The sequence below is a fragment of the Exiguobacterium sp. OS-77 genome (assembly GCF_000414195.2).
GTDB lineage: Bacteria > Bacillota > Bacilli > Exiguobacteriales > Exiguobacteriaceae > Exiguobacterium_A > Exiguobacterium_A indicum.
Genome location: NZ_DF239008.1, coordinates 1,769,969 through 1,795,256 on the forward strand (window position 1 = coordinate 1,769,969; position 25,288 = coordinate 1,795,256).

The 25,288-nt window shown below is 45.3% G+C and carries 33 protein-coding genes; 15 read left to right on the forward strand and 18 right to left on the reverse strand.

The annotated features are described in order from the left end of the window. The first annotated feature begins 71 nt into the window (after positions 1 to 71). Together EXG77_RS09040 and EXG77_RS09045 are read left to right on the forward strand one after the other, a co-directional pair. Positions 72 to 1,130: a serine hydrolase gene (locus EXG77_RS09040; protein WP_052017145.1), complete on the forward strand. Its 1,059-nt coding sequence runs from the start codon at positions 72 to 74 to the stop codon at positions 1,128 to 1,130. A 403-nt stretch (positions 1,131 to 1,533) separates the two neighbouring features. After that, complete coding sequence (locus EXG77_RS09045; protein WP_145981733.1) at positions 1,534 to 1,845, forward strand: hypothetical protein; 312 nt, start codon at positions 1,534 to 1,536, stop codon at positions 1,843 to 1,845. A 381-nt stretch (positions 1,846 to 2,226) separates the two neighbouring features. Here EXG77_RS09045 and EXG77_RS09055 read toward each other — a convergent pair whose 3' ends face one another. Then, on the reverse strand, positions 2,227 to 2,979 hold the full coding sequence (locus tag EXG77_RS09055) for a collagenase (RefSeq protein WP_035397701.1): 753 nt from the start codon (positions 2,977 to 2,979) through the stop codon (positions 2,227 to 2,229). 94 nt (positions 2,980 to 3,073) lie between these two features. Beyond that, the gene (locus EXG77_RS09060; protein WP_035397703.1) at positions 3,074 to 3,991 is read right to left on the reverse strand and encodes an NAD(P)-dependent alcohol dehydrogenase; all 918 of its coding nucleotides are present in this window, start codon (positions 3,989 to 3,991) and stop codon (positions 3,074 to 3,076) included. Between the two features lie 189 nt (positions 3,992 to 4,180). On the opposite strand from EXG77_RS09060, the gene EXG77_RS09065 reads away from it, so the two are divergent. The 4 genes from EXG77_RS09065 to EXG77_RS09080 all read left to right on the forward strand — a co-directional run bounded on the left by EXG77_RS09065 (position 4,181) and on the right by EXG77_RS09080 (position 5,827). After that, on the forward strand, positions 4,181 to 4,480 hold the full coding sequence (locus EXG77_RS09065) for a hypothetical protein (protein WP_035397705.1): 300 nt from the start codon (positions 4,181 to 4,183) through the stop codon (positions 4,478 to 4,480). 55 nt (positions 4,481 to 4,535) lie between these two features. Beyond that, on the forward strand, positions 4,536 to 4,697 hold the full coding sequence (locus tag EXG77_RS16450; protein ID WP_203229916.1) for a hypothetical protein: 162 nt from the start codon (positions 4,536 to 4,538) through the stop codon (positions 4,695 to 4,697). A 25-nt stretch (positions 4,698 to 4,722) separates the two neighbouring features. After that, positions 4,723 to 5,415, forward strand: a complete 693-nt coding sequence (locus tag EXG77_RS09075) for a hypothetical protein (RefSeq protein WP_035397710.1) — start codon at positions 4,723 to 4,725, stop codon at positions 5,413 to 5,415. A gap of 109 nt (positions 5,416 to 5,524) precedes the next feature. Next, on the forward strand, positions 5,525 to 5,827 hold the full coding sequence (locus EXG77_RS09080; RefSeq protein WP_035397713.1) for a hypothetical protein: 303 nt from the start codon (positions 5,525 to 5,527) through the stop codon (positions 5,825 to 5,827). A gap of 57 nt (positions 5,828 to 5,884) precedes the next feature. Here EXG77_RS09080 and EXG77_RS09085 read toward each other — a convergent pair whose 3' ends face one another. Both EXG77_RS09085 and EXG77_RS09090 read right to left on the reverse strand, forming a co-directional pair. After that, the gene (locus EXG77_RS09085; protein WP_035397715.1) at positions 5,885 to 6,502 is read right to left on the reverse strand and encodes a hypothetical protein; all 618 of its coding nucleotides are present in this window, start codon (positions 6,500 to 6,502) and stop codon (positions 5,885 to 5,887) included. 69 nt (positions 6,503 to 6,571) lie between these two features. Continuing rightward, complete coding sequence (locus EXG77_RS09090) at positions 6,572 to 6,901, reverse strand: helix-turn-helix domain-containing protein (RefSeq protein WP_023468096.1); 330 nt, start codon at positions 6,899 to 6,901, stop codon at positions 6,572 to 6,574. Between the two features lie 311 nt (positions 6,902 to 7,212). Here EXG77_RS09090 and EXG77_RS09095 point away from each other — a divergent pair, with 311 nt between their 5' ends. From EXG77_RS09095 to EXG77_RS09105, 3 genes are all read left to right on the forward strand, one after another. Continuing rightward, the gene (locus tag EXG77_RS09095; protein WP_052017146.1) at positions 7,213 to 8,415 is read left to right on the forward strand and encodes an MFS transporter; all 1,203 of its coding nucleotides are present in this window, start codon (positions 7,213 to 7,215) and stop codon (positions 8,413 to 8,415) included. An 11-nt stretch (positions 8,416 to 8,426) separates the two neighbouring features. Continuing rightward, entirely contained in the window at positions 8,427 to 9,377 is a 951-nt protein-coding gene (locus EXG77_RS09100; RefSeq protein ID WP_035397717.1) for a TIGR03571 family LLM class oxidoreductase, read from the forward strand. A 218-nt stretch (positions 9,378 to 9,595) separates the two neighbouring features. Further along, on the forward strand, positions 9,596 to 10,501 hold the full coding sequence (locus EXG77_RS09105) for a TerC family protein (protein WP_035397719.1): 906 nt from the start codon (positions 9,596 to 9,598) through the stop codon (positions 10,499 to 10,501). Positions 10,502 to 10,552: 51 nt separating this feature from the next. Here the strand turns inward: EXG77_RS09105 and EXG77_RS09110 are convergent, their stop codons facing one another. The 8 genes from EXG77_RS09110 to EXG77_RS09145 all read right to left on the reverse strand — a co-directional run bounded on the left by EXG77_RS09110 (position 10,553) and on the right by EXG77_RS09145 (position 17,061). Continuing rightward, the gene (locus EXG77_RS09110) at positions 10,553 to 11,191 is read right to left on the reverse strand and encodes an ATP-binding cassette domain-containing protein (RefSeq protein ID WP_035397722.1); all 639 of its coding nucleotides are present in this window, start codon (positions 11,189 to 11,191) and stop codon (positions 10,553 to 10,555) included. A gap of 12 nt (positions 11,192 to 11,203) precedes the next feature. Then, positions 11,204 to 12,634 (reverse strand): hypothetical protein, encoded by a 1,431-nt coding sequence (locus EXG77_RS09115; protein WP_145981734.1) that lies wholly within the window; start codon positions 12,632 to 12,634, stop codon positions 11,204 to 11,206. Positions 12,635 to 12,681: 47 nt separating this feature from the next. After that, positions 12,682 to 13,467, reverse strand: coding sequence for a hypothetical protein (locus tag EXG77_RS09120; RefSeq protein ID WP_035397725.1), 786 nt, complete (start codon positions 13,465 to 13,467; stop codon positions 12,682 to 12,684). 10 nt (positions 13,468 to 13,477) lie between these two features. Beyond that, complete coding sequence (locus EXG77_RS09125; RefSeq protein WP_035397726.1) at positions 13,478 to 14,200, reverse strand: hypothetical protein; 723 nt, start codon at positions 14,198 to 14,200, stop codon at positions 13,478 to 13,480. Further along, positions 14,187 to 14,534: a PadR family transcriptional regulator gene (locus EXG77_RS09130; protein ID WP_035397727.1), complete on the reverse strand. Its 348-nt coding sequence runs from the start codon at positions 14,532 to 14,534 to the stop codon at positions 14,187 to 14,189. Before EXG77_RS09130 ends, EXG77_RS09125 begins: the two co-directional genes overlap by 14 nt. Positions 14,535 to 14,675: 141 nt before the next feature. Then, entirely contained in the window at positions 14,676 to 15,155 is a 480-nt protein-coding gene (locus EXG77_RS09135; RefSeq protein WP_035397729.1) for a DUF4825 domain-containing protein, read from the reverse strand. A gap of 79 nt (positions 15,156 to 15,234) precedes the next feature. Next, a complete protein-coding gene (locus EXG77_RS09140) occupies positions 15,235 to 15,483 on the reverse strand; it encodes a hypothetical protein (protein WP_023468086.1) in 249 nt (82 codons plus the stop codon). Positions 15,484 to 15,786: 303 nt separating this feature from the next. Next, positions 15,787 to 17,061 (reverse strand): alkaline ceramidase, encoded by a 1,275-nt coding sequence (locus EXG77_RS09145; protein WP_035397732.1) that lies wholly within the window; start codon positions 17,059 to 17,061, stop codon positions 15,787 to 15,789. Between the two features lie 76 nt (positions 17,062 to 17,137). Here EXG77_RS09145 and EXG77_RS09150 point away from each other — a divergent pair, with 76 nt between their 5' ends. After that, entirely contained in the window at positions 17,138 to 17,389 is a 252-nt protein-coding gene (locus tag EXG77_RS09150; protein WP_370448369.1) for a hypothetical protein, read from the forward strand. On the opposite strand, the gene EXG77_RS09155 is transcribed toward EXG77_RS09150, so the two are convergent. Continuing rightward, on the reverse strand, positions 17,381 to 18,262 hold the full coding sequence (locus EXG77_RS09155; RefSeq protein WP_035397734.1) for a LysR family transcriptional regulator: 882 nt from the start codon (positions 18,260 to 18,262) through the stop codon (positions 17,381 to 17,383). The genes EXG77_RS09150 and EXG77_RS09155 overlap by 9 nt on opposite strands. A 129-nt stretch (positions 18,263 to 18,391) precedes the next feature. Between EXG77_RS09155 and EXG77_RS09160 the strand changes: the two genes are divergently transcribed. After that, positions 18,392 to 18,970 (forward strand): LysE family transporter, encoded by a 579-nt coding sequence (locus EXG77_RS09160; RefSeq protein WP_035397736.1) that lies wholly within the window; start codon positions 18,392 to 18,394, stop codon positions 18,968 to 18,970. Between the two features lie 24 nt (positions 18,971 to 18,994). On the opposite strand, the gene EXG77_RS09165 is transcribed toward EXG77_RS09160, so the two are convergent. Continuing rightward, positions 18,995 to 19,555 (reverse strand): TetR/AcrR family transcriptional regulator, encoded by a 561-nt coding sequence (locus EXG77_RS09165; RefSeq protein WP_035397738.1) that lies wholly within the window; start codon positions 19,553 to 19,555, stop codon positions 18,995 to 18,997. 117 nt (positions 19,556 to 19,672) lie between these two features. Between EXG77_RS09165 and EXG77_RS09170 the strand changes: the two genes are divergently transcribed. From EXG77_RS09170 to EXG77_RS09185, 4 genes are all read left to right on the forward strand, one after another. Next, positions 19,673 to 19,984 (forward strand): DUF2834 domain-containing protein, encoded by a 312-nt coding sequence (locus EXG77_RS09170; protein ID WP_081637398.1) that lies wholly within the window; start codon positions 19,673 to 19,675, stop codon positions 19,982 to 19,984. Positions 19,985 to 20,113: 129 nt separating this feature from the next. Continuing rightward, the gene (locus EXG77_RS09175; protein WP_035397739.1) at positions 20,114 to 20,890 is read left to right on the forward strand and encodes a phosphatidylserine decarboxylase; all 777 of its coding nucleotides are present in this window, start codon (positions 20,114 to 20,116) and stop codon (positions 20,888 to 20,890) included. Between the two features lie 89 nt (positions 20,891 to 20,979). Then, complete coding sequence (locus EXG77_RS09180; RefSeq protein WP_035397741.1) at positions 20,980 to 21,456, forward strand: hypothetical protein; 477 nt, start codon at positions 20,980 to 20,982, stop codon at positions 21,454 to 21,456. A 27-nt stretch (positions 21,457 to 21,483) separates the two neighbouring features. Then, a complete protein-coding gene (locus EXG77_RS09185; protein WP_035397743.1) occupies positions 21,484 to 21,870 on the forward strand; it encodes a hypothetical protein in 387 nt (128 codons plus the stop codon). 76 nt (positions 21,871 to 21,946) lie between these two features. Here the strand turns inward: EXG77_RS09185 and sstT are convergent, their stop codons facing one another. The 4 genes from sstT to EXG77_RS09205 all read right to left on the reverse strand — a co-directional run bounded on the left by sstT (position 21,947) and on the right by EXG77_RS09205 (position 25,255). Continuing rightward, positions 21,947 to 23,218, reverse strand: coding sequence for a serine/threonine transporter SstT (gene sstT / locus EXG77_RS09190; protein WP_023468078.1), 1,272 nt, complete (start codon positions 23,216 to 23,218; stop codon positions 21,947 to 21,949). A 329-nt stretch (positions 23,219 to 23,547) separates the two neighbouring features. Then, positions 23,548 to 23,856 carry a hypothetical protein gene (locus EXG77_RS09195; protein WP_035397746.1) on the reverse strand — a complete coding sequence of 103 codons (309 nt, stop codon included), beginning with the start codon at positions 23,854 to 23,856 and terminating at the stop codon, positions 23,548 to 23,550. 102 nt (positions 23,857 to 23,958) lie between these two features. Further along, on the reverse strand, positions 23,959 to 24,639 hold the full coding sequence (locus tag EXG77_RS09200; RefSeq protein ID WP_035397747.1) for a hypothetical protein: 681 nt from the start codon (positions 24,637 to 24,639) through the stop codon (positions 23,959 to 23,961). After that, the gene (locus tag EXG77_RS09205; protein WP_035397749.1) at positions 24,611 to 25,255 is read right to left on the reverse strand and encodes a hypothetical protein; all 645 of its coding nucleotides are present in this window, start codon (positions 25,253 to 25,255) and stop codon (positions 24,611 to 24,613) included. Before EXG77_RS09205 ends, EXG77_RS09200 begins: the two co-directional genes overlap by 29 nt. Positions 25,256 to 25,288: the final 33 nt, after the last annotated feature.

Consider the following 25,288-nt stretch of genomic DNA (forward strand, 5'->3'; position numbering starts at 1 on the left):
GACCTTAAAGTTACTTGAAGGTTGATAATCAATCAGTGTCATCACAACATTGATTGAAGGAGAACTGAACTATGAAGTCAAGAAGGAAACGTACTCTTTTATTTTTATCTCTAATAGTAATTGGGAGTCTTTTCGTCTATCTTACCCGCCCTTTCGTACAAAACGAAACAGATAATGAAAATATTTCACTTCAAAGTAAAACAGATACTGAACAGTTGAAGATAAGTCTTCAACAGCAGATGAAACGCAATGAGTCGGACGCATTATATGCAATTCAGGATACCCAACAAGTGGCATCCATCGGCTCTTCGAACGAATTGTATAATGTCGCTTCTATTCGTAAAAGCATCATCAGTGCACTATTTGGGATTGCAGAGGAAAAAAGGTTAGTAGACTTGGATATGACATTGGGACAACTCTCTGTCGATGATTCCAAGCAACCCTTAACGAAACAAGAGAAGTCCGCAACAATTCGGGACTTATTACAAGCACGATCAGGTATCTACTTAAACGCATTGGGTGAATCACAACGAATGAAAGATTTACGTCCAAAACGTGAAAGTCATACTCCAGGAAGTTTTTATTACTATAACAATTGGGATTTTAACATGTTGGGTCTTATTCTTGAGAAAGAGACGAAAATGAAAATCGGAGATGCTTTTGAACAATGGATCGCCAAGCCTGTTGGCATGAAAACATTTAGCCCTTCTCATGTCACTTATGAAAAGAATGAAGAAACATCCATTCCGATGTATCGATTTTATATGTCTGCCGAAAACCTTGCCCGATTTGGTGCGCTTTATGCCCAAGATGGTAAGTGGAAAGGACGATCCGTTATTCCAATCAAGTGGGTTGAGGAGAGTACAATGGCTTACTCTAAGATTTCGGACGTCGATCGTTTTTCAGGATATGGATATCTTTGGTGGTTAGAATCAAATGCTAAAAATCCTCTGTTATGGGGAGTGGGATCAGGCGGACAGTTTTTAATCGTTGATCGGAAGAATAATTTATCTATCGCTTTATTGAATGACACTGGAACTTCGCCATTATCAACTCTCACTTATCGTTGGTTCGGACAGGAATCGACATATGCTGAGGCAAGGGCGATTCATCGACTATTAATAAAGTAGAATGTAGGAAACATGAAAAATCCCTGCTCTCTTGACAAAACGAGGAGTGGGGATGTTGTCATCTATTCCTAAAATTTTATGATGAAAATCCAGGGTTCTAATTGGAATTAATTTTACAGACATCTTACTTAATGACATAATAATGGTAACCTTTTCATAAGGAGGAGATACTTTTGAAAAAACAGCTTGCTTTTGCCGGTTCTTTTGCGCTCTCAGCTATCACAATCGTCATCATTCTTAAATTAGTTGGAGTCGATATCTAAAGCAATCACTCAAATGATGTAGATTTTCAAATCAATGATTCAATCCCTGTTATGATGTATCGTCTTCCGATCATCTGTAACAGCTTTTCTAGGTTTAATGCTATGGAACGATCGGAAGTGATGAATTGAAAAAAGTCGGAATGAACGTTTTGGTTGCCTCACTCCTATTAGGTGGACTGCTGTTTTACTTAGACGTCCGATACGATGAACGATTCGAGCAGCACGTCAGCACAAAAGTCGAAACCTATGTCGAGAAAAAATACGGTCCAGCTCGTGTCGTCTCACTCCACTCTGCTTATGACGACAAACACCGCGATAAGGAAAAACGCTATCAGATTGCTGTTAAAGTTCAGGGTCAAGGGCTTCAACAAGAAGAATACTTCCTGTATCGTCTTCAAGATAATCACGTCGTTGAGATGGGCACAACGACCAGTTTGCCAAAGCGAAACTAAATCACGTGATGATTTCTTATTTCACACTACATATCAGAAAAGGTCAGAAGATTCTTTTTTACTCGAAATCAACCGACCTTTTCGTTTAACCTTTTTAAGGCTCAGAAATACTGTAAGCCAGTAACAATAAATATGACATCATACAGAACGTAATGAGATGGATGCAGACGAATCCCCACTTGAGTATTCGGTGCTTCGTTTTGTACCCTGTGTATACACCGACTAACGGAATGATAAACAGAAGCAGGATATAGGCAGTTCCAAACCCTTTCAGACTGACTCCGCTCTTCATCAGGAAAAATAAGAAACAAAAACAGATGAATGCAGATAACGAAAGAATACTGTAACGATTCATAAGCCCTCCTCCACTACAAATACAGCTTAGCGTCTTACCGACTGAAGATTAAAGTATTCCGATAGCGGCACGATCCGCCCCTGCTCATGCCAGTTCCGATATGCTTCGAAAACGCGTAAGACGTCCCCGGCATATCGTTCCTCGATGAGATGGTGGATTGCGAGAAAGCTCCGCCAATAATCAAACATGATACTCGACAGACTACCGGCATAGGAGGCACTCCCAAATTGATCAATCGAGCGCGCTCCATACTCCTCCTGAAAGAGCTCGACCAGCTCTGTCTCAATTGTCGTAATTCGCTTGAATGCTTCGTCCGACAACAAATGCTTCCGGGGTAGGTATTCACACATTCCCTCTTCGAACCAGATTCCGTCTTCTCTCTCATCGTCGAATTCATCAACGAACAAATCCAAGTGATGCGTCAGTTCATGACCAGCAATCGTCAAGACGTGATCTTCCGCGAGCGTTTCGTAGAACGCTCGAATATGCGGTACGTCCTTCCCGTCGAGTTGAGACAAAAATAACGTTCGCCATTCTGCAACGTCTGGTGATATGTAAATCAAGTCCTTATTCGTAAATGCTGGAATCGGAATGTCTGAGAAGACCGTCGTCGCGAGTTCCGCTGACGTCCAAACGATTCCTTTCGGTACGTCGATCAGTTGATACTTCTCTTGTAAGATCGTTTGATACTCGTCTAACCGTGTTCGAAAGCGATGCGTGACCGCTTCGTATTTGTCATAGTCCGTTTTTGTCTCAAACGCATGAATCTGTTTCATCATCGCTATATCCCCCCCATCCTTAAAATAGCCTATTTTATTTTAACATATATTGGATAACCATAAAAAAACCACCTGAATCAGGTGGTTCGATGAATCATTCGTTTGCTATTAACACGACGACGTTACCGAACTTTTGCCCGGTATCGACATAACGATGCGCTTCGACGATCTCATCAAGTGAATAGATATGGTCGATGACGGCTTTGAATCGTCCCGCTTCAAACAGTTCATTTAAATAGTGTAGATCTTCTTTCCGTTCTCTCGCCACACCTTGTCCCGCGACGGATGCAAAGGCACCGTTTTGTTTGACGTGCCGTTTCGCTTGCGTCTTATTGATTTTTCCGGAAGCATCGAAGACGGCATCATACTTCAGCAACAATCCATCGTAACCGTCCCTTGTATAATCGATGACGTGATCGGCACCGAGCGCTTTGACCCGCTCCGCGTTTCGTCCACTACAGACAGCTGTCACCTGAAGCCCTTTTGCTTTGGCGATTTGAACGGCTGCTGTTCCGACAGCACCCGACGCACCGTAAATCAAGATCGTCTTCATCTGATCGATTTGAAGTTTCCGGAAGAAATGGAGCGACGTCGTACCACCGAACGGGAGACAGACCGCTTCCGTATACGATGCGTGTTGCGGCATTTTTGCAATGCAACGCTTCTCAGACACGCACGCATACTCGGCGTATCCACCGAAGCCAAATCCGGTCAAAGCATGAATGCGGTCTCCGACTTGAAACTGCTTGACGTCTTGACCGACTTCGACGACTTCACCGGCAAGAACAACGCCAAGGATTGGTTGTCGCGGTCGCTTGAAACCGACAGCCAGACGCATCGGAAGTTTCCCTAACAACGGGACATCGAGCGAACGCATGCGACGATCTCCAGAATGGACTGCAGATGCATACACTTTGATGAGCAAATCGGACGATTTCGGAACCGGACGAGGTACCTCTGTGATGTGCAAGACGTCCGGGGATCCGTAGCGGGTACAGATAGCTGCCTTCATCGTAATGCCTCCTCATATCGAGATGATGGTATTCCCTTAATCATACGCCGATTTCAATCTAAATTCCTGTTGTTTTGGAGTAAGAAAGATTTTTTTGTTTTACATCAATCGGTTTTGAAAATGGTAAAATTTATATATTAATATGATTTCATCTAACCCTATTAACTGACGAAAGCAGGTGCCTGGTTTATGCCGACACGTCGGTGGCTTTTCGCTTTTATTCTATTCCTTTGTATACCGCTTAGTGCCTGTACACACGAGAACGATGCACGTACCGTCGAGAAAATTACAGGTGATACTTTATTCGTCGCTCCGAGTGAACAAAAGCCGGACGAACAGTATGCATTGACAGAGATTCGCATCACGCCGGACACGATCGTGTATGGCAAAACGGATAACACGGCTGCCATTCAGACGGGTGACACGATTCAAGTGACGTTTGCAAAGGACTCGATTGTCGCGACCGAGATCCGTCGAACGAAAAACTAAGAAAGAGGGGTTATCCATGATAGTCCAAGTACTTCGCCACCTACGGAATATTTTCATGATTACCACTGCAATTTTTGGTTCATCCTATTTTTTTCAAAAGAACATCGGCAATGATCTCATTGGTTTCCTGTTCATCGGAATCATAGGTGCGATTGGTTTTTTCATTACCCTCGGACTACTCTGGTATCTCAAACGAAAAGAAACGCACAGTTTTTAATAAGTTTGTCAAAGGAGACACAATCATGATGGCACGTACGAAAAAATCACACCTTCTTCGGTTGAAAGTACTCTTCGCGCTTCTGATCACGCTTTCGATGATTGGTGCTATTTTCGCACCTCATTCTGTCGATGCAGTGACTAAGGAGTATACATCTTACAAAAAGCTAAAACTCGGCATGACCGCGACAGACGTCGCAAAGTCGCTTTACGGAAAATCGTTTAAGAAATACATAAAGAAAGAACACGGCGTCACGACACTCAATCACAAGGTAGTATTGAGTGAGATCAAAAACGACTATGCTTTATACGCTTTCTCATTTTATCCGTACGATGAAAAAAACGATCATTGGTCTTTACAGCGCATGCACCTGATCTTCAAAACGAAACAAGAAGGTCACACGTTATATCTTGCGCAAAAGGAATACACCCCTAAAACGCCTTCGAAAAAGCGACTCTTACCAGGAAAGAAATTTAAACCAGGCATGACGATGGCTGAATTCGATCATATTCTTTCAGGTAAAGGGCTAGGTGTCATGACGGCTCACCGCACAGAAGATTACTCTAAGATCGGAAAAGCCTATAATGACAGTACAGTCGAATATCCAGAAAAACAGACATCGCTCTTTTACTCGTATCGGAATCCAACGGGTGATGAATGGATGATCGTTGAATTTAAATATGATTTCGATCAAAAGAGATATATCGCTCAAAAATAACGAGTATTCATCTTCGGATGAATACTTTTTTACTTTTAATTGAAATTTATTGAATCTTTTTGCATTAATATTCGTAAAAATCTGTATACACGAAAGGAGCTCGACACACATGTATGATTTGTTATTGGCCGTTGGTATTTGTCTCGTTGCCTATTGGTTCTACTATGTCTTCTTACTCGGATTCAAAAAAGGAAATATCGTCATGACGTTTAACGAGCGGTTCATCCATCATGAAGACCATATTCAAGCTGTTAAGCGAAGATTAAAGGATGACGGTCGCCACTTCGAGTATCTTGGAGATCGAAAATTCATCGTCGATGGAAAACCGTACCTGTTCATGGAACGGACGGTTCCAGGGGACTTTGGTCCTCTGCAACAGACGATTCTAAAAGGTCAACGCAAAGCGTTTTAACCAAAGCACCGCTCCTTCTGTCAATGACAGAGGGAGCGGTGCTCATTTGATTAAGCATTATTCAGGTGTATGTGCATACAATTCATCCATGACGCGTCGAATCGCGGGCAATGAATGCTCTAAATCAATCCAGGTTTTAAAGTAATACTCGAAAAAGACACCTTGGTTCCGCATTCGCTCTAATGTATTAATCGGATCTCCCTCGGTGACCCAATCTAGGTTCTCAAAATTTGTATAACTATCCGTAAATGATACGTCCTCCTCGAGAATGCCTGACTCTAAATAATCATTCGAACAAGTCTCATTTTGTACATCAACTTGTCGATAAAAATCACGAATTCCTTCCTTTGGACGATTGATATGGTAGGACTCACCCGTTTGATAACTCTCCTGGTAATACCATTCCCACAAGATGACCCATTTCCAGACCAACCCATCGATTAGATAATGGCCGATTGCCCGGTCCATTCGGCAAAAGTTAAACCGAAACGTCCGTTCACCAAAGTTCGTCTTCAGATCAAGGACGACTTTGATGTCGCTAGTTTCCGGTGGATGACCGAAAAACAAGATGCCATGCTCGAATCCTTGTGCAAACTCATCGATTGACTGGCGTCTGCCGGCTTTATCCTCAAAACTAACGGTAATCGAATCAAATTGAACGATTGGTTGTTCCATCTGTCTACCCCTATTCTGTATATGATGTACTCAAAAAAGTGAGCCTCAGGCGAGACTCACTTTTATTCGTCATGACGAGACGACTTCTCCACCCGTCAAATCGATATGTCCTTCTCCCCATGCGCACATCGCGTCCAGAATCGGCTTCAGCGACCAGCCGTACTCGGATAACGAGTAGACGACTTTTGGTGGGACTTGTTCAAAGACCGTCCGGATGATGACGCCGTCTTCTTCTAACTCGCGCAATTGTTGCGTCAGCATTTTTTGCGTAATCGTCGGCATTAGCTTGCGGAGCTCACTCGTCCGACGCTCGCCTTTGATCAAATGACACATGATGACGACCTTCCACTTTCCGCCGATGACTTCAAGTGTTGCTTCGACCGGGATATTGTATGGCATATATGTTCCATCCTTTCGTGATTCCGTTAAGGGCATAGGTACTTTTTAGTGCCTATCGTACTTGAAAGTGCGTACTTCCCAAGCAGATTAGCTGGCTATATGATAGCAATTGTCAACGGAAAGTACAACCTCCTTTTAGACCTTGCATCTAAATGAAGGAGTAGGGTACTTTTTAGTGCCTATCGCACTTTAAAGTACGTACTTCCCGAAATGAAACACCCCCGTTATGCTGGGGTCATGTCAATCGGATCATGTTCGGTCGGGCCCACTGAACACGATCCCTACTGAAATCATTTTTAGGAGGAATTCCCATGAATCAATTAAACTCACGGATCCAGGAGGAACAGGTCCCAAGAAACGGCGGACTTGCCCTACTTGCCTTAGCCATCAGCGCCTTTGGGATCGGCACGACGGAATTCGTTCCCGTCGGACTGCTCGCAGCGATCGCTGGTGACTTAAATATCGGCATCACACTCGCTGGTCTCATCATCTCTGGTTACGCGATCGGTGTCGCTGTCGGTGCTCCGATCTTGACAGCACTAACGAACCGAATGAATCGGAAAACGTTACTGATGGCATTGATGGTCGTCTTCATCGCTGGTAACCTCGTCTCAGCGATTTCACCGACGTTTGAATTGTTGATCGTCGCCCGTTTCATCACTGCTTTCTCGCACGGTGTCTTCTTCTCAATCGGTGCGACGATTGCCGTCCAGCTCGTACCAGAGCATAAAAAAGCGAGTGCCATCGCCTTGATGTTCACAGGTCTGACAGTCGCAACGGTCACAGGTGTTCCACTCGGGACATTCATCGGTCAATCATTCGGCTGGCGCGCGACGTTCTTCGCGGTTGCCGCACTCGGAATCATTGCGATCATCGCAAGCTTCTTCTTGACTCCAAAAGACTTGAAACAATCACCACCTGCTAAGTTCTCCGACATGTTCAAATTGTTGACGAACGGACGCTTGATGCTCGGCTTCTTGATCACTGCCCTCGGTTACGGTGGAACGTTCGTCGCCTTTACGTACTTGACACCGATCATGCAGGACGTCACGAAAATCAGTCCCAGCTTGATCAGTATCATTCTGCTCGTCTACGGAATCGCGGTTGCGATCGGAAACACGGTCGGCGGAAAACTCGCAAACGGTAATCCGATTAAAGCGTTGTTCTATATGTTCATCATTCACGCTATCGTCATGATCGCTCTCTCGTTCATGATTCCGTTCAAGGTCGCCGGTATCATCGGTATCATCTTAATGGGACTCCTGGCGTTCATGAACGTCCCTGGACTCCAGCTCTACATCGTCCAGTTGGCTGAAAAATATGTCCCAGCAGCAGTCGATGTTGCGTCTGCCTTGAATATCGCAGCCTTCAACATCGGCATCGCACTCGGAGCAACGATTGGTGGTCTCGTCACCGATACGATCGGTCTCGTCCACACGCCATGGGTCGGCGGAATCATGGTTATCCTTGCCGTCATCTTGACGGGTGTCTCGCGTCGTCTCGAACATCAATAAGGAGGACCACTATGTTGAACGATCATGCAAGTTATCAGCGGATGTACCGGGAGGGCGAGCTCACGCTCGGTCTCCACGTCCCGCTTGAAAATTTCAAGATGCGAACACCGACGCTTGCCAATCAAGTCGAGCTCGCACAAAAAGCAGAGAACTATGGTTTTACGACCCTCTGGTTACGCGACGTCTTATTGAAGAATCCTTATTTTCTTGATCCTGCTGTCGGACAGATTCACGATATGATGATATACGGGACGCATCTCCTTAGTCAGACGAAACAGATCGCCCTCGGAACGTCAGCGCTCGTCTTACCGCTCCGTCATCCGTTACGCTCTGCGAAAGAAGTCGCGACGATTGATGCGTTGTTCCCGGAACGTTTGATTCTCGGTGTCTCGTCCGGTGACCGGCAAGCCGACTTCCATGGACTCGGTGTCGATCACCCGAGCCGTGGTGCTCAGTTCAAGGAAGCTCTGCAAGTGATGGAACAAGCTTTATATAAAGATTATCCGCAAATTGATTCGACGTATGGAGAAGTTCGTGGTGCGACACTCGTGCCACGACCAAAGAAACGAATCCCGACGATGATCACGGGTTTCGCACAGCAAGATATGGACTGGCTCGCTAAAAACGGCGACGGCTGGATGTATTATCCTCAAGGACCGTTCGAACAAGCACGTGCCATCGAGCAATGGCGTGCCGCGAGTCAAGCAGCCGGTAACACAACGTTTCGTCCGTTTTCGATGCCGATGCATCTTGATTTATCCGCGGATCCAAATGAAGAAGCGACACCGATTCGACTCGGTTTTCGGATCGGACGCAATCGACTGATCGAGTTGCTGGAATTGTATCGCGAGCTTGGCGTCAATCATCTGTTCTTCGCCTTATTCGACGGTGAGCGATCAGCAGAAGACGTCATCGATGAACTCGGAACGTACGTCGTGCCGCATTTCCCTCCCTTATCATAATGACTTATATAATTAAAAGTAACATGCATGAAACCCAGTCCCTTCTCGGAACTGGGTTTCATGTCGTTTTATTGCACATCACGTCGAATACATTCGTCCACTTTCGGGGATTGTTTTTTAACCAATTGCACATTCCAAACATTTTTCGCTTTACTTTTGAGTTCTTATGACCTTATAATAAATTCAAGATAACAATTACCTTAAAGGAGGAAGCGCTGTTGACACTACTCATTGCTTTTCTAGCCATCGTTTTCATCATGCTCGCCCTTGACCTTGGAGTCTTCCATCGTAAGGCACATGAAGTTTCGCTTCGGGAGGCCTGGACGTGGACGTTCGTCTGGATCGCGATTGCCGTCGCCTTCGGTGGCTGGCTCTACTTCGATCAAGGAAGTTCCGCTGCGATCGAATATACGAGCGTTTATTTCATCGAGAAGGCTCTCGCGATCGATAACGTATTCGTCTTCTCGCTCGTCTTCGCATACTTCGCGATTCCATTGAAGTATCAGCACAAAGTCTTATTCTGGGGTATTCTTGGTGCAATCTTCTTCCGCGTCATCTTCATCGTCGCTGGTGTTTCGTTGCTTGAGAACTTCGCTTGGGTCTACTACATCTTCGGAGCGTTCCTCGTCTACACTGGTTGGATGATGTATAAAAACATCGGTCAAGAGACGTCGCTCGAAGAGAACAAAACGATTCGTTGGTTAGAGAAACGTTTACCGATCACGCAAGACATCTCGTCTGGTAAGTTCGCAAAACGAATTGATGGGAAACTGTTCTTCACGCCACTCTTGATCGCGCTCGTCTTCATCGAGATCTCGGATATCGTCTTCGCCGTCGACTCGGTCGCAGCAAGCTTCGCGTACTCGCGTGACCCGTTCATCATCTTCTATGCGAACATCATGGCGATCCTTGGACTCCGTAGTCTCTACTTCGTCCTCGCGAACTTGATTGATCGTTTCTACTACTTGAAACACGGTCTTAGCTTCATGCTCGTCTTCATCGGAGCGAAGATGATCTTCAGTGACGTCTACAAAATGCCAATCTGGATGTCACTCGGTACGATCGTCCTCGTCATCTTGATCAGCGTCTTCTACAGCTTCTACAAGACGAAACCAGGAAAATAATCAATCGTAATACAACAGGGAGTGGATCCGTTGATCCACTCCCTGTTTGTGTTAGCCGACCTGTTCGAGTCGACCTTGATTGATGCGGTAGACGGAGTCACAAAGTGCATCGATGTCCTGTTGATTATGACTCGTCAAGATGATCGTCTTCCCTTCTTTTTTGAACGACAACAAAAGTTCCCGCAGACGCAAGACACTATCGTGATCGAGTGCATTGAATGCCTCATCCAAGATCAAGATGTCCTGCTGTTCCATGATAGCTTGCGCGATTGCGAGCTTTTGTTTCATTCCGAGCGAATATTGTTTGACCTTCTGACGATTGCCAGGCTGTAATCCGACGGTCCGCATCGCTTGTTCGATGTCAGCATCTGTGATCACTTTTCGGATCGCTGCGAGTTGCTTTAAGTTCTCAAATCCTGATTTATGGGCGATATAACCCGGTCGATCGATGATGACGCCGACGTTTTCCGGAAAGCGTCGTGTCGGACCAAGCTGTTCATTCCGGACGGTGATCGTTCCCGCGTCCGGATGGATGAATCCGCAAATCATCTTGAATAAGACCGACTTTCCTGAACCGTTCGGTCCCGTAATGCCGACGATGTCTCCTTTTAGAATCGTCAAATCGACGTCTGCGAATAACGGATTGCCTTGATACCCTTTCGTGACCTGCTCGAGCTTGATCATTTCCATGATACATCCTCCTTATATTCGTATGCTTTTTTGAAACAGAACATATAACCAGACAAGTGAAAGTCCAACATAGATCAACAAAACGATTAAGAGGTGTGTCAGACTAAACGACTGCAATTGGGCAAATCCATTCAATCCGGACGGAAAGATGCCATACCGATTGAAGTTCGGCAGTAAGAAAACCGATAAGACGCCGAACAAACCGAGCATCGCGTATCCATCTGGGAATTGCCACAGCAAGATGAAGCTGAAAAGAGAATAAAGCATTAATTGTAGCATCGAGATGCCAAACAGTTGCAGCAGCAATTGCATCGGTGAAATCGATAAAAGGCTAGTCGAAAGCGATAGCGATACGCCTTGCAGCATTCCGATTACCATCGTTCCGAGGATCAGAAGTGAGAGAGCAAGTAGATAAAAACGCCCTTCTTTTACGAAGACATGGAGTGCCCATTTTTCGAGTCGTTGGTAACGCATCCACGTGTATGGTCCGATTGCCGTCATTTGATCCTGCAGACGCAATTGACTTAAGTAAGCGAGTCCGAAGAAAAGGATCAGATGCGACACGAGTTGGAGAAACGAACTGCCCTCCGCACTGACACCGTAAAACACGACGACGAACAGATCACCAATCGTTTGCAACTCAGTTGACGCTCGACTACTACTGAGGAAGATGTACAGACTAGCAAGCATCGCATAGGTGAGATACGGTACGAACTCATTTCGCGAAGTCAGTAGCTGACGAAGCGGTCGCATCCATTGCGCCAGTAAATAGATCAGCACGATCGCAAGACTGAGGATAACGAGTGCGATCCAGGGATGCATTATATTGGATACAGCCCCGACAGAGAAATATGTTGCGGGTGAAAAGAACTCTCCTACTCCAAACGATGATTTAAAACTAAAGATACACCAAATCACTACCCCTGCCGCCTGAAGCAACAAGCCATTACGCTTTTCGTGCAACAGAAACATAAGACACATCAATCCATGTAGGACAATGCTTGTAAGCAACCACAGAATCGGTTGTAATAAAATCACTGACAGGGGTGAATGGAAAGATGAAACGAGATAATGACTGATGTTATCACTCGTTGCAAGTTGACTGTATGGACTCCACTGCAACGTAAACGGTTGATCAACGGCACTAAGAAGACTCAGCAACAAGACGAATCCGAACAGTGTCAGAACAGCGCGTACATACCGTTTTGTCGAGTAGTACACCCAGTTCCGAAATGAGCCAACCCGAATCAAAATCGTCGGTTCATACTGCTGTTCAATCGTTCGAAACGAGAGGAATAGCAGTAACGGCATCAGGAAAAAGAGGATTAGGTACATATCATTTTGAATCGCAAATGTGATGTCCCACGCGTTGACGTCTTTACCGAATTCTTGTGCTTCGGACAGAACTTCTTGTCGTCTATACCATGCGACGTAGCTGATCACGAGGAAGAATAAACTGTTCAGTACAATCGAAATGTTTCGTGTCCTCTTCATGATTGGAAGATCCACTCCGGTTTCGGTCGAATCATCGTCAGATAGAGCGTGATGTTAACGACGACCAAAATAGTAAACGGCACGAACACCGTCCAAAGCGGTTGTTCCGTGATATTGAACGGAAAGACCGTACTGATGGGCGAGAACTGTGGTGCTTGCATGATACCCGCAACGAAATTAAAGATATGATAAGCGACGAACGGTAACGAAATTGCGAGATAGACTTGTTCGAGCACCAAAATCAACAGATAAGCAAGCGTCGCATACGCTGCTCCGTTGAGTCCAATCCAGGCAGCATAGAGGACGGCATAGAGTAACGGATGAATGTCCGCTAAGAACGAAAATGCATTTGAGGTCTCATATGTCTTTTCGCTGAGAGACCAATAATTAACGAGACCGATGATTGGTTCGACGTAATGAATGAGGACGAACGTCACGATTGTCATTAAAAAGAATACGAGTCCTGTCAGTGTCGCATTGACGAAACCGACCGCAAGCAGATAATCCTTTAGACTCGCACGTGTTCGGACATATGTCAGATAGTTATCCTTGTATTCAGCGATGAAGATTGGCAAGAAGATCAAGACCGCAAGTACCGGAAACAGCATCGGGATCATTCCTGATAGCGTCTCCTCGAACACTTCGATCGGTAAGAAGAACTGATAGCCTTCATAAATGAAACTGAATTGAAGCACCGGTAACCCAAGAATGATCAGAAGATATAACACGCATCGTTTCACCGTGAACGCTTGCGACCAAACGAGCTTGATTTGCTGCGACATATGACCCCTCCTATTTTCGTAATGCCCAAAACCAATAACCCAGGACGTTAAAGAATACGACTGAGACGATACTTAACAGATGCAATCGTCCTGCATGATAGAGCTTGATGATGCTCCAAATGACCGATGTCACAAGATAGATCGTCATGCCGATCAACGCGAGCACGGCACCGAATTTCGTGACGTCAAAGCTTTCTGTCGTCGTCAGGTGCTGCTCGTCAATCAGATAGATGCCATGTGAAATGAACAACTCCGGTAACCAAATCGATTTATGAATGGTGAAATCACGCGAGGACGCCGCGTCTTGTCCGGAAATCGATACCAGCAACAGATGATCTTCTAGAAGACGTTCATACGCTTCGATTGAGCGTTCATTGCTATAAAAGGCATCCGCATAAGTGAGCGACTGATGCTGGCTCAATATCATCGTGCCGATAAAGCATAATATCGTTGCAGCAGCTATACTAATCCCGATGCGGAGCAACCACGAAGCGAACGTCCGCTCTTTTCGATAGACCCACGTCAAGAGCTGATCGACATGTTCCTTGCTACCGTAGCGATACATGGCAAGCTTCGTCGCTTCTTCTTCTGAGTAACCTTGAATCATCAAGTCTCGCACCGATTGTTCGAGATGGCTTCGCGTCTCTTCCATGACGTCGATGATTTCCGGATCCGTCACATCCGCATCTTGATACAAGTCATGGACGAAATGATCGAGTTTATTCAAGCGCACCGTCTCCCTCTTCAAGAAACTTCGGGAGTAGTTGCTTCAGAAAACGCCATTCACGTCGTTTTTTCGCAAGAAGGATTTTTCCTTCAGTCGTCAGCGTATAATATTTACGCCGCCCGCCGCCCGCTGCTTCGTCACTCCAATAGGATGTGACGAACCCTTTTTTCTCGAGTCGCTTGAGTGACAAATAGAGTGTCGCCTCTTTCAGTTCGAACTGCTCGTCTGACGTTTGCCGGATCGTCTTCGCGATTTCATACCCGTATCGGTCTTGATCGTTCAGCAACGACAAGATAATCGTGTCGACGTGCCCTTTTAACAGTTCTTTATCGATTTCCACCCCGTCCTACCCCTTCCTTATTCTGGATTTATCAGTACCTTAACGATAAACTGAATTACTCTGTAATGCAAAGTACTTTTTACAACTTATGGGAATGAATCAACAAAAAGCACGCTCCTGTTTAAGAGCGTGCCAGTCGATTTAGTTCAATAAGTCGTTTACTTTCTTCGAATCTTCGATAAAAGGTTTCGTGAACGCCTTCAGCGCTTTCTCATTATCGTACGCCGTAAAGTCTTTTCCATACCAATCGCGCAGCTGTTGTTTCGTAAAGTGATACGAAGCATCCTCGATCGTCATGTTGACGTGGTCGACATTCGGAATCAATGTGAACAGTGCTGTTGCATTGTAGATTGCCGTACGATTGCTTTTTTGTTCGACCTGTCCTTCTTCATATCCAGCATAACGTAACGTGAGTTGATACGGTTTATCCTTCGTCGACAGTTCCATTTTCTTCAACCGATCCCCATGCGGTAGCTGTTGGACGATGTCTCGTACTTTGCTGTTATCTCCTAAATATGTACCTTGTTGCTTAAATACATCGGTTTGTGTTGCGGCTGTTCCGCAACCACTGAGTATTAGCATGCCGCTCGCTAAGGCGATTGCACCAACTGTCTTTTCCATGTTTATTTCCCCCAATACGTTGACTCGTTCTCATCCTAATAAACGAACCAAACAAAGAAAAGTTTCGAAATAAAGGAAATCAACGCTTTGAAGAACTCGGTGATCTTAGTTTTAAGTAGAGTAGGCTGTACAAAGTACCTACACCTACAGCAATCAAAACTTTAATAAAATTAAACCGAGTGAACCCTTCAAAAGCGTACCCTTTTATCTTTTGAGCCAAAGTTGCTTCCGGAATCCAATCAATCGTATATCCGATGCTGAAGGATAAAAGCAAACTGAGGAATAAATAAGTAATGATGGCACTAAAAATAAATCTTTTGATAATCATGATATCCCTCTCTTTTTCAAAATGGAATAAAGCAACTATTCATTCATATAAAAAGTAAATCATTTAAAAAATATATAAAACCACAAGTCATTTCCCTATATAATGTTAATTACTATGTTACTCTATTATTATTCGAAAGTTCGAAAATCCAGCTATACCTATTTACGGAGGTCTTTGATGTTAAATCTATCTGCCTACCTACTAGTTACGCTTCTTTTATTCGCCCTGCTGACATGCGGATTTGTTTTTGCGATACGCCGGTTCATCAGAAAAATCAAATCGTAACTACGACAACCCGGTCTCTCAGACGAGAGAAGCCGGGTTGTTGTTCGTTTCATAGAGTTGTCGGATGCGATGCACGATGTCGTTTGCCGTTTCCGGTACAGGTGGCATCCAAAGCCCCGTTACTGGACCGTAGACGACGGGATTGATTGCCACCTCGTACCCACCATACGGATGTTCTTCCGCTGTCGGCAAATAACCGATATAACCGTTCGTATAGCCTCCGAAAAAGGCGAGTTCCGTTTGACGCATCTGTTGAATCTGTAGCGCTGTCTCACAGAACGGCTCCATCGGGATGCCTGAGAACGAACCATCATTTAGTTCAAACAATTGAACTTCGACCGGGATGGTGAGTGTTGTTCCCGATTGCTCTTGAACGTACGCCAACCAGCGCGCTGCGCTGACGCCCCATGTCTGTTCAGCGTAAGTTGCCATGTCTTGCAATACGTCCGCAACCGGTATTTCTGTTAAGCGCATCGGATAAATCACCGACTGAATCCGGTGGTGCGTTAACGGTTGAAACGACACGTCTGGAATCGTCGTCAAGACGTGTCCACTTAGAGCAAACGCCATCTTCTGTAGACTTGCTAGGTCACCACGATATTTCGCATTGACGTTTCCCGTCGCCCCCTGGACGATCACGACTGGACAGCCGAGTGCCTGTTCGAGGATCGTTCGAGCGACGCCCGGGTAATCACCGGATAAGACGACACTATCTGATTTCAAGACGTTCGGATGCGCTGTACAGAAAACGAAGGCTCCGACGAGACTCGCATCATCGGCACGGCGAACCAACAGTGTTCCGATTCGGTCATCTGTCACACCAAGCGGATCCGTTCCCATCACCGCGTGACCATTCCTTTTCTCTCGTCGGTTGACGCCGATTTTTCCAGACGTCACACCCCAACCCATCTCGACCGACTGCATCGATTCGCTTGCTTTGACGGCAGATAAGATCGCTTGTTGCGTCAAGATCGTTTTGTAGGCGACGGTCAACGGTTCAGTTCCCGCTGTCGCTGGTCCCGAATGCGTATGCGTGTAGACAACCGTGATCTGTTTCTTTGACACGTCTAGACGGTCCGCGATACCTTCACGAATGGTATCGGTATCGCCGACGAGCAAACCGATGTTATCGATGCTGACAAAAACCGATGTCGTCTGCTCACTTTCAAAGATACTCGCTGTGACATATAGCGGATCATGTATGCTTGCGACACCGACTTCTCGGTGATAACCGATGAAGGCGGCACCGAGCGGTGGATTGATTACTTCTCGATGCATTCCAAAACGACTCATGTCTGACGTTCCCCCTTGAATAACACATTACTTCTTCCATATACTAACATTAACTATAGCAAAGGAGGAGATGCAGATGTCGATTCGTTGGAAGGAAGAGATGCTTCAGTTCGAGACATACCGTGAAGCCGAAGTCTGGGCGGATTCGATCACGAACGAGATCCATGGTCGGTCAATCACCGGTTATTGCACTCCTGACTTTAAAGTCGCGACGATTCTTGCATTTTATTTAGCGGAAAACCCAGACTATCGCGTACGGTCGGCAACGGTTCACCTCGATGAAAAGATTTATTATCAAGTCTGGGTCGAGATACTCGATTCACTTTGACTTCGTGAATTGGTCCAGGACGATTTCCTGAAACGCGCGTGTCACGGGTGAGCCCCACTTCGACTGTTTCGTAAGCAGATGGGCATACATCGGTTCGAACGTCTCATCATGATGAATAACTTTCAACGTACCAGACTCCACTTCATCCGCTACCGTCACATACGGTAACACAGCAAAACCAAGCCCGTTCATCGCCATCTTCTTGATCGCCCCGATACTCCACAATTCTTGTGTCTGAAACGAGATGTCTTGGTTTCTGACGCACGCCTCAAACATCGATCGGTAACTGCATCCTTCTTCATTCGTCAGAAAGACGTATGCGTTCACGGAAGATCGAATCGCGTCAAAATGATCCGGCATCGTCGGATGACCAATGATGACGATTTTTTCTTCTGTCAAAATGTCATGCGTACAACGTTCGGCGGAAAACATCGGATACAGCATCAAGGCGACATCGACCCGTCCATGTAAGAGTTCATCTTGATTTTCCTTACATGTCCCATTCGATAAGACGATGTTGACATTCGGATATGCTGTCATGAACGTCTGTAAGACGGAGCCAAGACGAGAGATTGTCAGTGACTCTGGCGCTGCGACTTTCAAGACGCCTTCAAAGGGATCCTGTTGTTGAATCGACTTTATTTTCTCATGTGTCGCTAGTAAATCTTCAGCTAACGGGATGATTTCCTGACCTAAAGGTGAGAGCTGAAGCGTACGATTGGCATAGAAAAACAAGGCACCGCCTACTTCTTGCTCGAGCAGTTGCATATGGGACGTGATTGTCGATTGCGTATAGCCGAGGTCACTCGCAGCTGACGTATAACTCCTCGTCTCAATAATCTTCAAGAAGCTGATCAAATGGCGAATTTCCATTTCAAGACTCTCCTTTCATCGTCCATCGAAAAAAATGATGGCATGATTCTTTATTTCAATTTTATTTATCGATCTTGTCATCTTACACTAGAATTCAAGTATTCGATAGAACGAAAAAGGAGTGTTCTCATGAATGTTGTTGCTTTTTTATCTTATGTCATCATTACGTCCATCACACCTGGACCAAGTAATCTGTTAGTCCTGCATGAATCGAGCCACTTCGGTTTTCGTGGTGCTTGGCGATTTAATACCGGAATCTTACTAGGGTTCATGATACTCGGGTTGATCAGCGCATTAGGGACGACAGTATTACAAGCGACCTTACCTATGATCGAACCGATTCTTCAGTGGCTTGGTGCCGCATACCTCGTCTACCTTGCCTATAAGATTGGTTTCCCGAAACAGACAGCAAGTCAGATCGATACCGTGCCAGCGACATTTTTATCCGGTCTGTTGTTCCAACTCATCAACGTCAAGAGTATCCTTTTTTTCTTAACCGCTTTATCAACGTTCATTCTGCCGCACAGCACGTCTACTGTAGAAATCGTTCAATACACGTTGTATGCCATCATTCTCGGGTGGATTGCCTTATTGCTTTGGGCAGGAAGTGGCTCGTTGTTTCGTTCGTTATTTCAAAGATACGACGTCGCGTTTCGCGTCATTATGTGTACCTTACTTCTTTATTCAGCTGTAACGATTTTTCAGTGAAATGCCGAAAAAGGACAGCACACCTCAGTTACGAGGCATGTTGTCCTTTGTTAATGCAATCATCGCTTCAACCGCCGCGTCCATCCGGTCTTGTAAACCAATCTTATTCAAAACGACGAGTCCTTCCGTGAAGACAAAGAGCAACGCAGTTTGCTGTTCGACATCTTCCCCCTCTGTTGGCACGTAGATCTGTTTAATCCAATCGTCGAACGACTCCCCGATCGTCCGCGTGATTGACGTATACGGTTCTCCCTGACTCGTTGCGAGATGGGTGATCTCGAACCAAAGATTCAAATATGGCTTGATTCGTGGCTCATCGATTGCTTGACGTAGAAAGCGGACGAATGCCGTGAACTCGAGTTTTAAATCCGGTTGCTGCAGTAAATCAATCAGTTCTTGGCTGATCGCGGTCAACACTGCGGTCTCGATATCTTGCTTATCCTTGAAATAATGCATCAGCATCCGGTCACTCGTCCCGGCAGCGGTCGCCATCTTCTTCAGACTCATTTCCTTGATGCTTGATGCTAACGTCGCTTTTGCGATCTGATGCGTATAATCCTGTCGCTTCTGTTCAAACTTATCCATTATGATCGATTCTCCCTTCTCCTTTTTCATCATACAACATCTAAGTAGATTGACGCATGAATGTAGTACATGCTACATTAATTTGTAGTAACCACTACATTTCAAGGAGGATCCTTTATGAAAGAATCTCAAGCTTCATTTGTAGACAGCATCCCGAAACCTTTATTGCTCGTCATTACGATCGCTTTCGCTGTTTTAACTGCCTTTTCGATCATTGACTTTGGTGTACTTGGCATCTTTGCGGAAGCGACACAAAACACGGCGACGCTCCAGATTTTCGTCGACCTGATTCTCTGCGCCCTCTTCATCATCGTTTGGCTCCGCCATGATACACGTCGTACCGGACGAAGCTTTCCGCTTTGGGCAATCATCACCCTCGCGATTGGTGCGTTCGGACCCCTACTCTATTTATTGACTCGAAAATCATGACGTTCTGACACGTGCCGCATCTTCGGTACGTGTTTTTCTTAAGACAAACTTAAGAATGCGACTCCGTCTATCAAAAGAATTCGATCGTATCCTAAGAGGTAGATTACAACTTAAAGGAGTTTTTACCTCATGAAGAAAGCCATCTTTGATACGATCGTCCACTTAAATGCTCGACCAGTTGTCGCGAACACACTAAAACGGTTTGCAATGAGTCGCTTTAGTAAACCACTCATCCGACCTTTCATTCGCACCTATCACATTCAGACGGATCAAGCGCTGAAGTCCGTCGATTCGTTCACCTCGCTGCACGATTGTTTCGTACGCGAGTTACGTCCCGGTATGCGACCAATCGCAACTGCGCCAAATGCCTTCGTCAGTCCGAGTGACGCCGTCCTATCCATCGTCCCGGTGTTAACGCAAGATAGTCGGTTTACAATCAAAGGTCAGGATTATACCGTTGCTGAGCTGATCGGCTCGAGCGAACGCGCCCAGGATTACGCGAACGGTGTCGCCTTGATTTTCTATTTGAGTCCGACCGACTATCACCGTATCCACTCGCCAGTCACGGGCGAAATCACGACGAGTTATACACTGGGGCGAGAATCGGCACCCGTCAATGACATGGGGCTACGATTCAGCAAACGTCCGTTGACACGTAATTATCGCCGCGTCACGCGTCTGCAAGTCGATCACCGCACGATTGAGCACGTCATGGTCGGTGCGCTGAACGTCAATACGATCGTTCAGACACATCAAGGACGCCTGCTGGAGCGTGGTGCAGAGTTCGGTTACTTTTCGTTCGGTTCAACTGTCATCCTCGTCTTGCCACCGGACACGGTCGAACTCGCTCCAGGCATCGAACGTAGCGTCAAGATGGGTGAGCAGATCGGACGCTGGATATCCTAAAAATGGATTCCCCTTTTTTAAGATTTCTGACTAAGAAAAGCATTTGAATTTGCTAGACTAAAGGAAACTGCTGTTCAGAGGTGGTCCTCATGTCCGAACGCTTATTTAAGCGAACCTTACTGATTGCATGCTTACTTTTCCTCACGTTTTTCACGCTCTATGGTATTCACCGCGCTTCAGCGATATCTGAACCCGAACACCTCATCTTTCAGGCAAAAGGCGAATCCTGGAACGCCGTGATTCATGTACGGCAAGTCAAAGAACGTCCTTTATCTTACCGGGTAAGCGAAGGCTACGCCCTAACATATATCGGACAGGATCTAAAACGAGTGGAGCACCAACAGAAACCTGTGACCTGGTTTGTCGATAGTCAGTTGTCAGATGGTCGATATGCTAAACACTCTAGCCATTTCCAAAGCTTCATTGGAACCGAAAGAGATGGCGCCACCTTTGAGACGAGTGCCGCCTTACAAATCTTTAAAGATACTGACACGTACCATGTCCGAATCAAATGGGATGGCAACCGTGAAGAGCAGTTGACGTTAACGTGTATCGGCATGGAATAACTTACAAAACGGGAAAGAGGTTATATCATGAAAAAAGTCGTTTTATCATTCGCTTTCTCGATTATGACGGTATGGATATTAGTTGGTTGTAATAATGAAGAGATAATGCAAAGTACTAGTGAAAAACCGACGGCATCCGAAGTATTGAGCGAAGATGCTAAAGCAGACATTTTTCAATTCAATGATACGATCTACAAATCAGACGTAGCATGGGCAGAAAAAACCGAAGTCACTCAGAATGAAAAAGTTGGAGAAATTAAAAGAAGAAGTTCGGATAAAGACGCTTTTGATAATGGGACTGCTACGAAACTCTATAAGGGTACCGTCCTATACTCTACTAAAGAAAGAAATGACATTTTGCTAGTGAGTTTCAATGGGAAATTAAAAAAGTACGTTGCTTTAGGAGAAGGTTAATTTGTCTATAAGAAAAGGCATCCTCAGCTAAGGATGCCTTTTCTTATTTAGATCATGCTGATAATTGAGAAGCTAATCAGCCGTTGACGACTTTTTCAGATACATCTTCATTCATCGACTGACGATTGATCGAGAGCGTTTCTCCCTCTTTAAGTCGTTTTCGATATTCTGCTGTCGCCGTGAATAAGACATCTGTTGACGAGTTGAGTGCTGTCTCAAACGAATCTTGTAACACACTGACTAGAACACCCGCTGCTACGACTTGCATCGCGATGTCATTCGGAATCCCGAATAAGCTACATGCGAGCGGAATCAAGAGGAGCGAACCGCCAGCGACACCGGATGCGCCACATGCACAAACAGCAGCGAGAACACTCAAGATGATGGCTGTCGGAAGGTCGACTGGGATACCAAGCGTATGAACCGCTGCTAACGTTAAGACGGAAATCGTGATGGCCGCTCCCGCCATATTGATTGTGGCACCGAGCGGAATCGAGATCCCGTACGTCTCTTTATCGAGGTCAAGTTTCTTACATAATTCCATGTTGACCGGAATGTTTGCAGCTGAGCTTCGTGTGAAGAAAGCGGTAATTCCACTCTCCCGGATACATTTGAAGACGAGTGGGTATGGATTCTGACGAACGTTGATGAACACGATGAGAGGATTAACAATGAGTGCTACGACAAGCATCGTGCCAATCAATACCAATAATAAATTCCCGTAATCGAGCAATGAAGAAAGACCGTTTTCCGTAACAGAGCCAATGACGATTCCCATGATACCAAGAGGAGCCAGTTTGATGACCCATCCGACCATTTTCGCAATGGCGTCAGAGAAATTCGAGATGAATGTCTTCGTCGTATCGGACGCATTCTTTAAAGCTATTCCTAATACGATCGCCCAAGTCAGAATGCCAATGTAGTTCGCTTGGATGAGCGCATTAACTGGATTATCAACCATATTCAAGACGAGTTTCTGAAGAACTTCAACCGTGTTCCCAGGAGCAGCCAATTGTTCCGCACCTTCTGTTAATCGAATGTTCACTGGGAAAAGGAAACTAACGATGACCGCAATGGCTCCCGCTAGGAACGTCCCGAGCAGATACAAGAAAATGATCGATTTCATATTCGTCTGCTGTCCTTTTTTATGCTGCACGATTGATGCCATAACTAAGAAAAAGACTAAAATCGGCGCGACTGCCTTCAGGGAAGAAATAAATAAAGTCCCAAAAATGGTCAAGGATTTCGCCGCTTCAGGAATCGTGACGGCTAAAATAATACCCACGATCAAGCCAATCGCGATTTGTTTCACTAAACTGATTTGGTTCCACATCTTCAACACTTTCATACGTTCCCCTCCAGGCTTACAAAAAATAAGTTATTTAGAATTCGAAAAACGATGACTTCTCTCTTCTACTCAAAAGGATGAATAGTCTAGTCATTCACTTTTCTAAAAATTCTCGCAGTTTGTTGTGTTCTATTCTTGCATAAATCGTGTGAAATAAAAACTAGTTTTTTGCAAGAAATATAATTCCTTTTACTGGATGTTGAATTAGCATACGAATGCAATCGATTGCATAATTACAAAAAAAAAGTAGAAGAATAGACATGCCTCCTTCTACTTCATTATGTAAACTAAATCTTTTTTTTAAGTGTTAATTATCCTTTCTTTACTTTTCAAGAGATCGTTGTTTTTTTGCGTTTGACGATCAACAAAACGATCACGAATAGAAACTCAAGGATTATAAAGATGCCGACGAAGAAATAGACGACTAACACCTGACTAATCCCATCGACAGCAATCGTGTAAAACCACAGTAATGAAATGCCCGTCGTATAAAGAAGATTGATGATTGTTCCACTAATCAGACTAGCTTTCAAACTTTTCTTACTCCGCGCCTGGCTCACGATGATGATGATGGCACCGATCACCCAGACGATGAGTATGAGTTCAAGGATAGTCTTATCGTTCCATTGTACATCCATGATTTACTCTCCTTTTCAATAGGCTGATTGAATGCGATTGATACCTATATTTTACAGCAATACAAACTCTTCTAGCCTTATGAAAGTTAAGCAAATAAGTTTTTAAAGATCCAAATCAGAATAGTCTTTCATTTTCCTAACCCGAACACTTTCCTCCTGACCGATTTGATCGGTCTCTTTCAAGCGGTGCTGAACGACGAGCAACACTAGTATGATCGCAGAAATCACACAAATCGTCGCACAGTACGGTTGCGCGACGCGCTCGAACTCTAACGCTGATAGCACCTGTAAGATCGTCAATCCCGCGAGCATCCCGTGGAAATACCGTTGATAGCTGCGCGGCATTCCTGGCTGCCCGAATGTCTCATACCAGACGTATAAGCCGAGTCCGAACGCAAGTCCGTTCAGGATCGGCGAAGGAAGAAGGAAGAGAAGAATGCCGAGACTAAGCATCAACCAGGCGTAACGGATGACCGGCTTAAAGAAAGCAGGATCGAGCTGCGCTTCCTTTTCCTCGATGACGGGCGCTGCTTTCTCCGCTTCAGTCAACGGTCGAAACCCAAGGGCTTCTTTCGCTTCTGCTAACTCGAGCATTCGTTTCTTCATCCCGAAATAAAACGGAAAACGTTCTTTGACGACCTCCCCTTCATCCGTTTGACCATCCGCTTGCTCTTGCACGGATACCTGATACAGCGTGCGCCCCATCCGGTAACTGACCCAGTAGTCGGTCGCTTGACCATTGTCGCGCTTGAGTTCAATCACCTTCGTTTGTTGATTCGTCATGATATGTGATTCCTTTCGTCGCAAGTTCCTGTAATTGTTCTGACGCATACAACAGGAGAATGAACCCTGAGATGAGACAGACCGCTCCGTTAATCGAGAGATTGATTGGTGATAGATAGTTTTTTGATGAGCCCGCTAAGGCGAACATGAAAAGTGCTCCTGACCAGCGATACATGCGAGTACGTGCAGATTTCCCTTCGAGATCAATCGGCCAGAAAATCATCAGAACGACGAGTGTTATGTATCCCGGAATCGGCAAGATATCAGTCAGCGTCAGTAATCCACTGAATAAGATCAATAGAGCGCTTAAAATACGCAACTTTATGATTCGTCGGTCGGCTCGAAAATCCATCGCTTCAGACAGAGCAAAAGGTGACCGGATATATCCATCGTCTAATTTTTCACGAACCCACGTTTTTTTCTGGCGATACGCGAGGAACGGATTTTTGAAAATAATCCGCTTCGTTGCAGACTCTTCATTCGTTTCCATCATATCCTCGCTATCGATTGCCTGCTCTTTTTGGGCAACACCTTCCCGGCAGAATAAAGTGCGCCCCTCTTGGTGAAAGACGATGTGATACACACGATCGTCGATTTGTTTTACTAATTGAATCATGATTTGTGCTCCCTTTATCTTACCTTCTACATT

Bases quoted from the DNA above. Each gene is read 5' to 3' on its own strand.
- EXG77_RS09040 (WP_052017145.1), top strand. From the start codon at position 72: ATGAAGTCAAGAAGGAAACGTACTCTTTTATTTTTATCTCTAATAGTA.
- EXG77_RS09045 (WP_145981733.1), top strand. From the start codon at position 1,534: ATGAACGTTTTGGTTGCCTCACTCCTATTAGGTGGACTGCTGTTTTAC.
- EXG77_RS09055 (WP_035397701.1), bottom strand. From the start codon at position 2,979: ATGATGAAACAGATTCATGCGTTTGAGACAAAAACGGACTATGACAAA.
- EXG77_RS09060 (WP_035397703.1), bottom strand. From the start codon at position 3,991: ATGAAGGCAGCTATCTGTACCCGCTACGGATCCCCGGACGTCTTGCAC.
- EXG77_RS09065 (WP_035397705.1), top strand. From the start codon at position 4,181: ATGCCGACACGTCGGTGGCTTTTCGCTTTTATTCTATTCCTTTGTATA.
- EXG77_RS16450 (WP_203229916.1), top strand. From the start codon at position 4,536: ATGATTACCACTGCAATTTTTGGTTCATCCTATTTTTTTCAAAAGAAC.
- EXG77_RS09075 (WP_035397710.1), top strand. From the start codon at position 4,723: ATGATGGCACGTACGAAAAAATCACACCTTCTTCGGTTGAAAGTACTC.
- EXG77_RS09080 (WP_035397713.1), top strand. From the start codon at position 5,525: ATGTATGATTTGTTATTGGCCGTTGGTATTTGTCTCGTTGCCTATTGG.
- EXG77_RS09085 (WP_035397715.1), bottom strand. From the start codon at position 6,502: ATGGAACAACCAATCGTTCAATTTGATTCGATTACCGTTAGTTTTGAG.
- EXG77_RS09090 (WP_023468096.1), bottom strand. From the start codon at position 6,901: ATGCCATACAATATCCCGGTCGAAGCAACACTTGAAGTCATCGGCGGA.
- EXG77_RS09095 (WP_052017146.1), top strand. From the start codon at position 7,213: ATGAATCAATTAAACTCACGGATCCAGGAGGAACAGGTCCCAAGAAAC.
- EXG77_RS09100 (WP_035397717.1), top strand. From the start codon at position 8,427: ATGTTGAACGATCATGCAAGTTATCAGCGGATGTACCGGGAGGGCGAG.
- EXG77_RS09110 (WP_035397722.1), bottom strand. From the start codon at position 11,191: ATGGAAATGATCAAGCTCGAGCAGGTCACGAAAGGGTATCAAGGCAAT.
- EXG77_RS09120 (WP_035397725.1), bottom strand. From the start codon at position 13,467: ATGTCGCAGCAAATCAAGCTCGTTTGGTCGCAAGCGTTCACGGTGAAA.
- EXG77_RS09135 (WP_035397729.1), bottom strand. From the start codon at position 15,155: ATGGAAAAGACAGTTGGTGCAATCGCCTTAGCGAGCGGCATGCTAATA.
- EXG77_RS09140 (WP_023468086.1), bottom strand. From the start codon at position 15,483: ATGATTATCAAAAGATTTATTTTTAGTGCCATCATTACTTATTTATTC.
- EXG77_RS09145 (WP_035397732.1), bottom strand. From the start codon at position 17,061: ATGAGTCGTTTTGGAATGCATCGAGAAGTAATCAATCCACCGCTCGGT.
- EXG77_RS09150 (WP_370448369.1), top strand. From the start codon at position 17,138: ATGTCGATTCGTTGGAAGGAAGAGATGCTTCAGTTCGAGACATACCGT.
- EXG77_RS09155 (WP_035397734.1), bottom strand. From the start codon at position 18,262: ATGGAAATTCGCCATTTGATCAGCTTCTTGAAGATTATTGAGACGAGG.
- EXG77_RS09160 (WP_035397736.1), top strand. From the start codon at position 18,392: ATGAATGTTGTTGCTTTTTTATCTTATGTCATCATTACGTCCATCACA.
- EXG77_RS09165 (WP_035397738.1), bottom strand. From the start codon at position 19,555: ATGGATAAGTTTGAACAGAAGCGACAGGATTATACGCATCAGATCGCA.
- EXG77_RS09170 (WP_081637398.1), top strand. From the start codon at position 19,673: ATGAAAGAATCTCAAGCTTCATTTGTAGACAGCATCCCGAAACCTTTA.
- EXG77_RS09175 (WP_035397739.1), top strand. From the start codon at position 20,114: ATGAAGAAAGCCATCTTTGATACGATCGTCCACTTAAATGCTCGACCA.
- EXG77_RS09180 (WP_035397741.1), top strand. From the start codon at position 20,980: ATGTCCGAACGCTTATTTAAGCGAACCTTACTGATTGCATGCTTACTT.
- EXG77_RS09185 (WP_035397743.1), top strand. From the start codon at position 21,484: ATGAAAAAAGTCGTTTTATCATTCGCTTTCTCGATTATGACGGTATGG.
- sstT (WP_023468078.1), bottom strand. From the start codon at position 23,218: ATGAAAGTGTTGAAGATGTGGAACCAAATCAGTTTAGTGAAACAAATC.
- EXG77_RS09195 (WP_035397746.1), bottom strand. From the start codon at position 23,856: ATGGATGTACAATGGAACGATAAGACTATCCTTGAACTCATACTCATC.
- EXG77_RS09200 (WP_035397747.1), bottom strand. From the start codon at position 24,639: ATGACGAATCAACAAACGAAGGTGATTGAACTCAAGCGCGACAATGGT.
- EXG77_RS09205 (WP_035397749.1), bottom strand. From the start codon at position 25,255: ATGATTCAATTAGTAAAACAAATCGACGATCGTGTGTATCACATCGTC.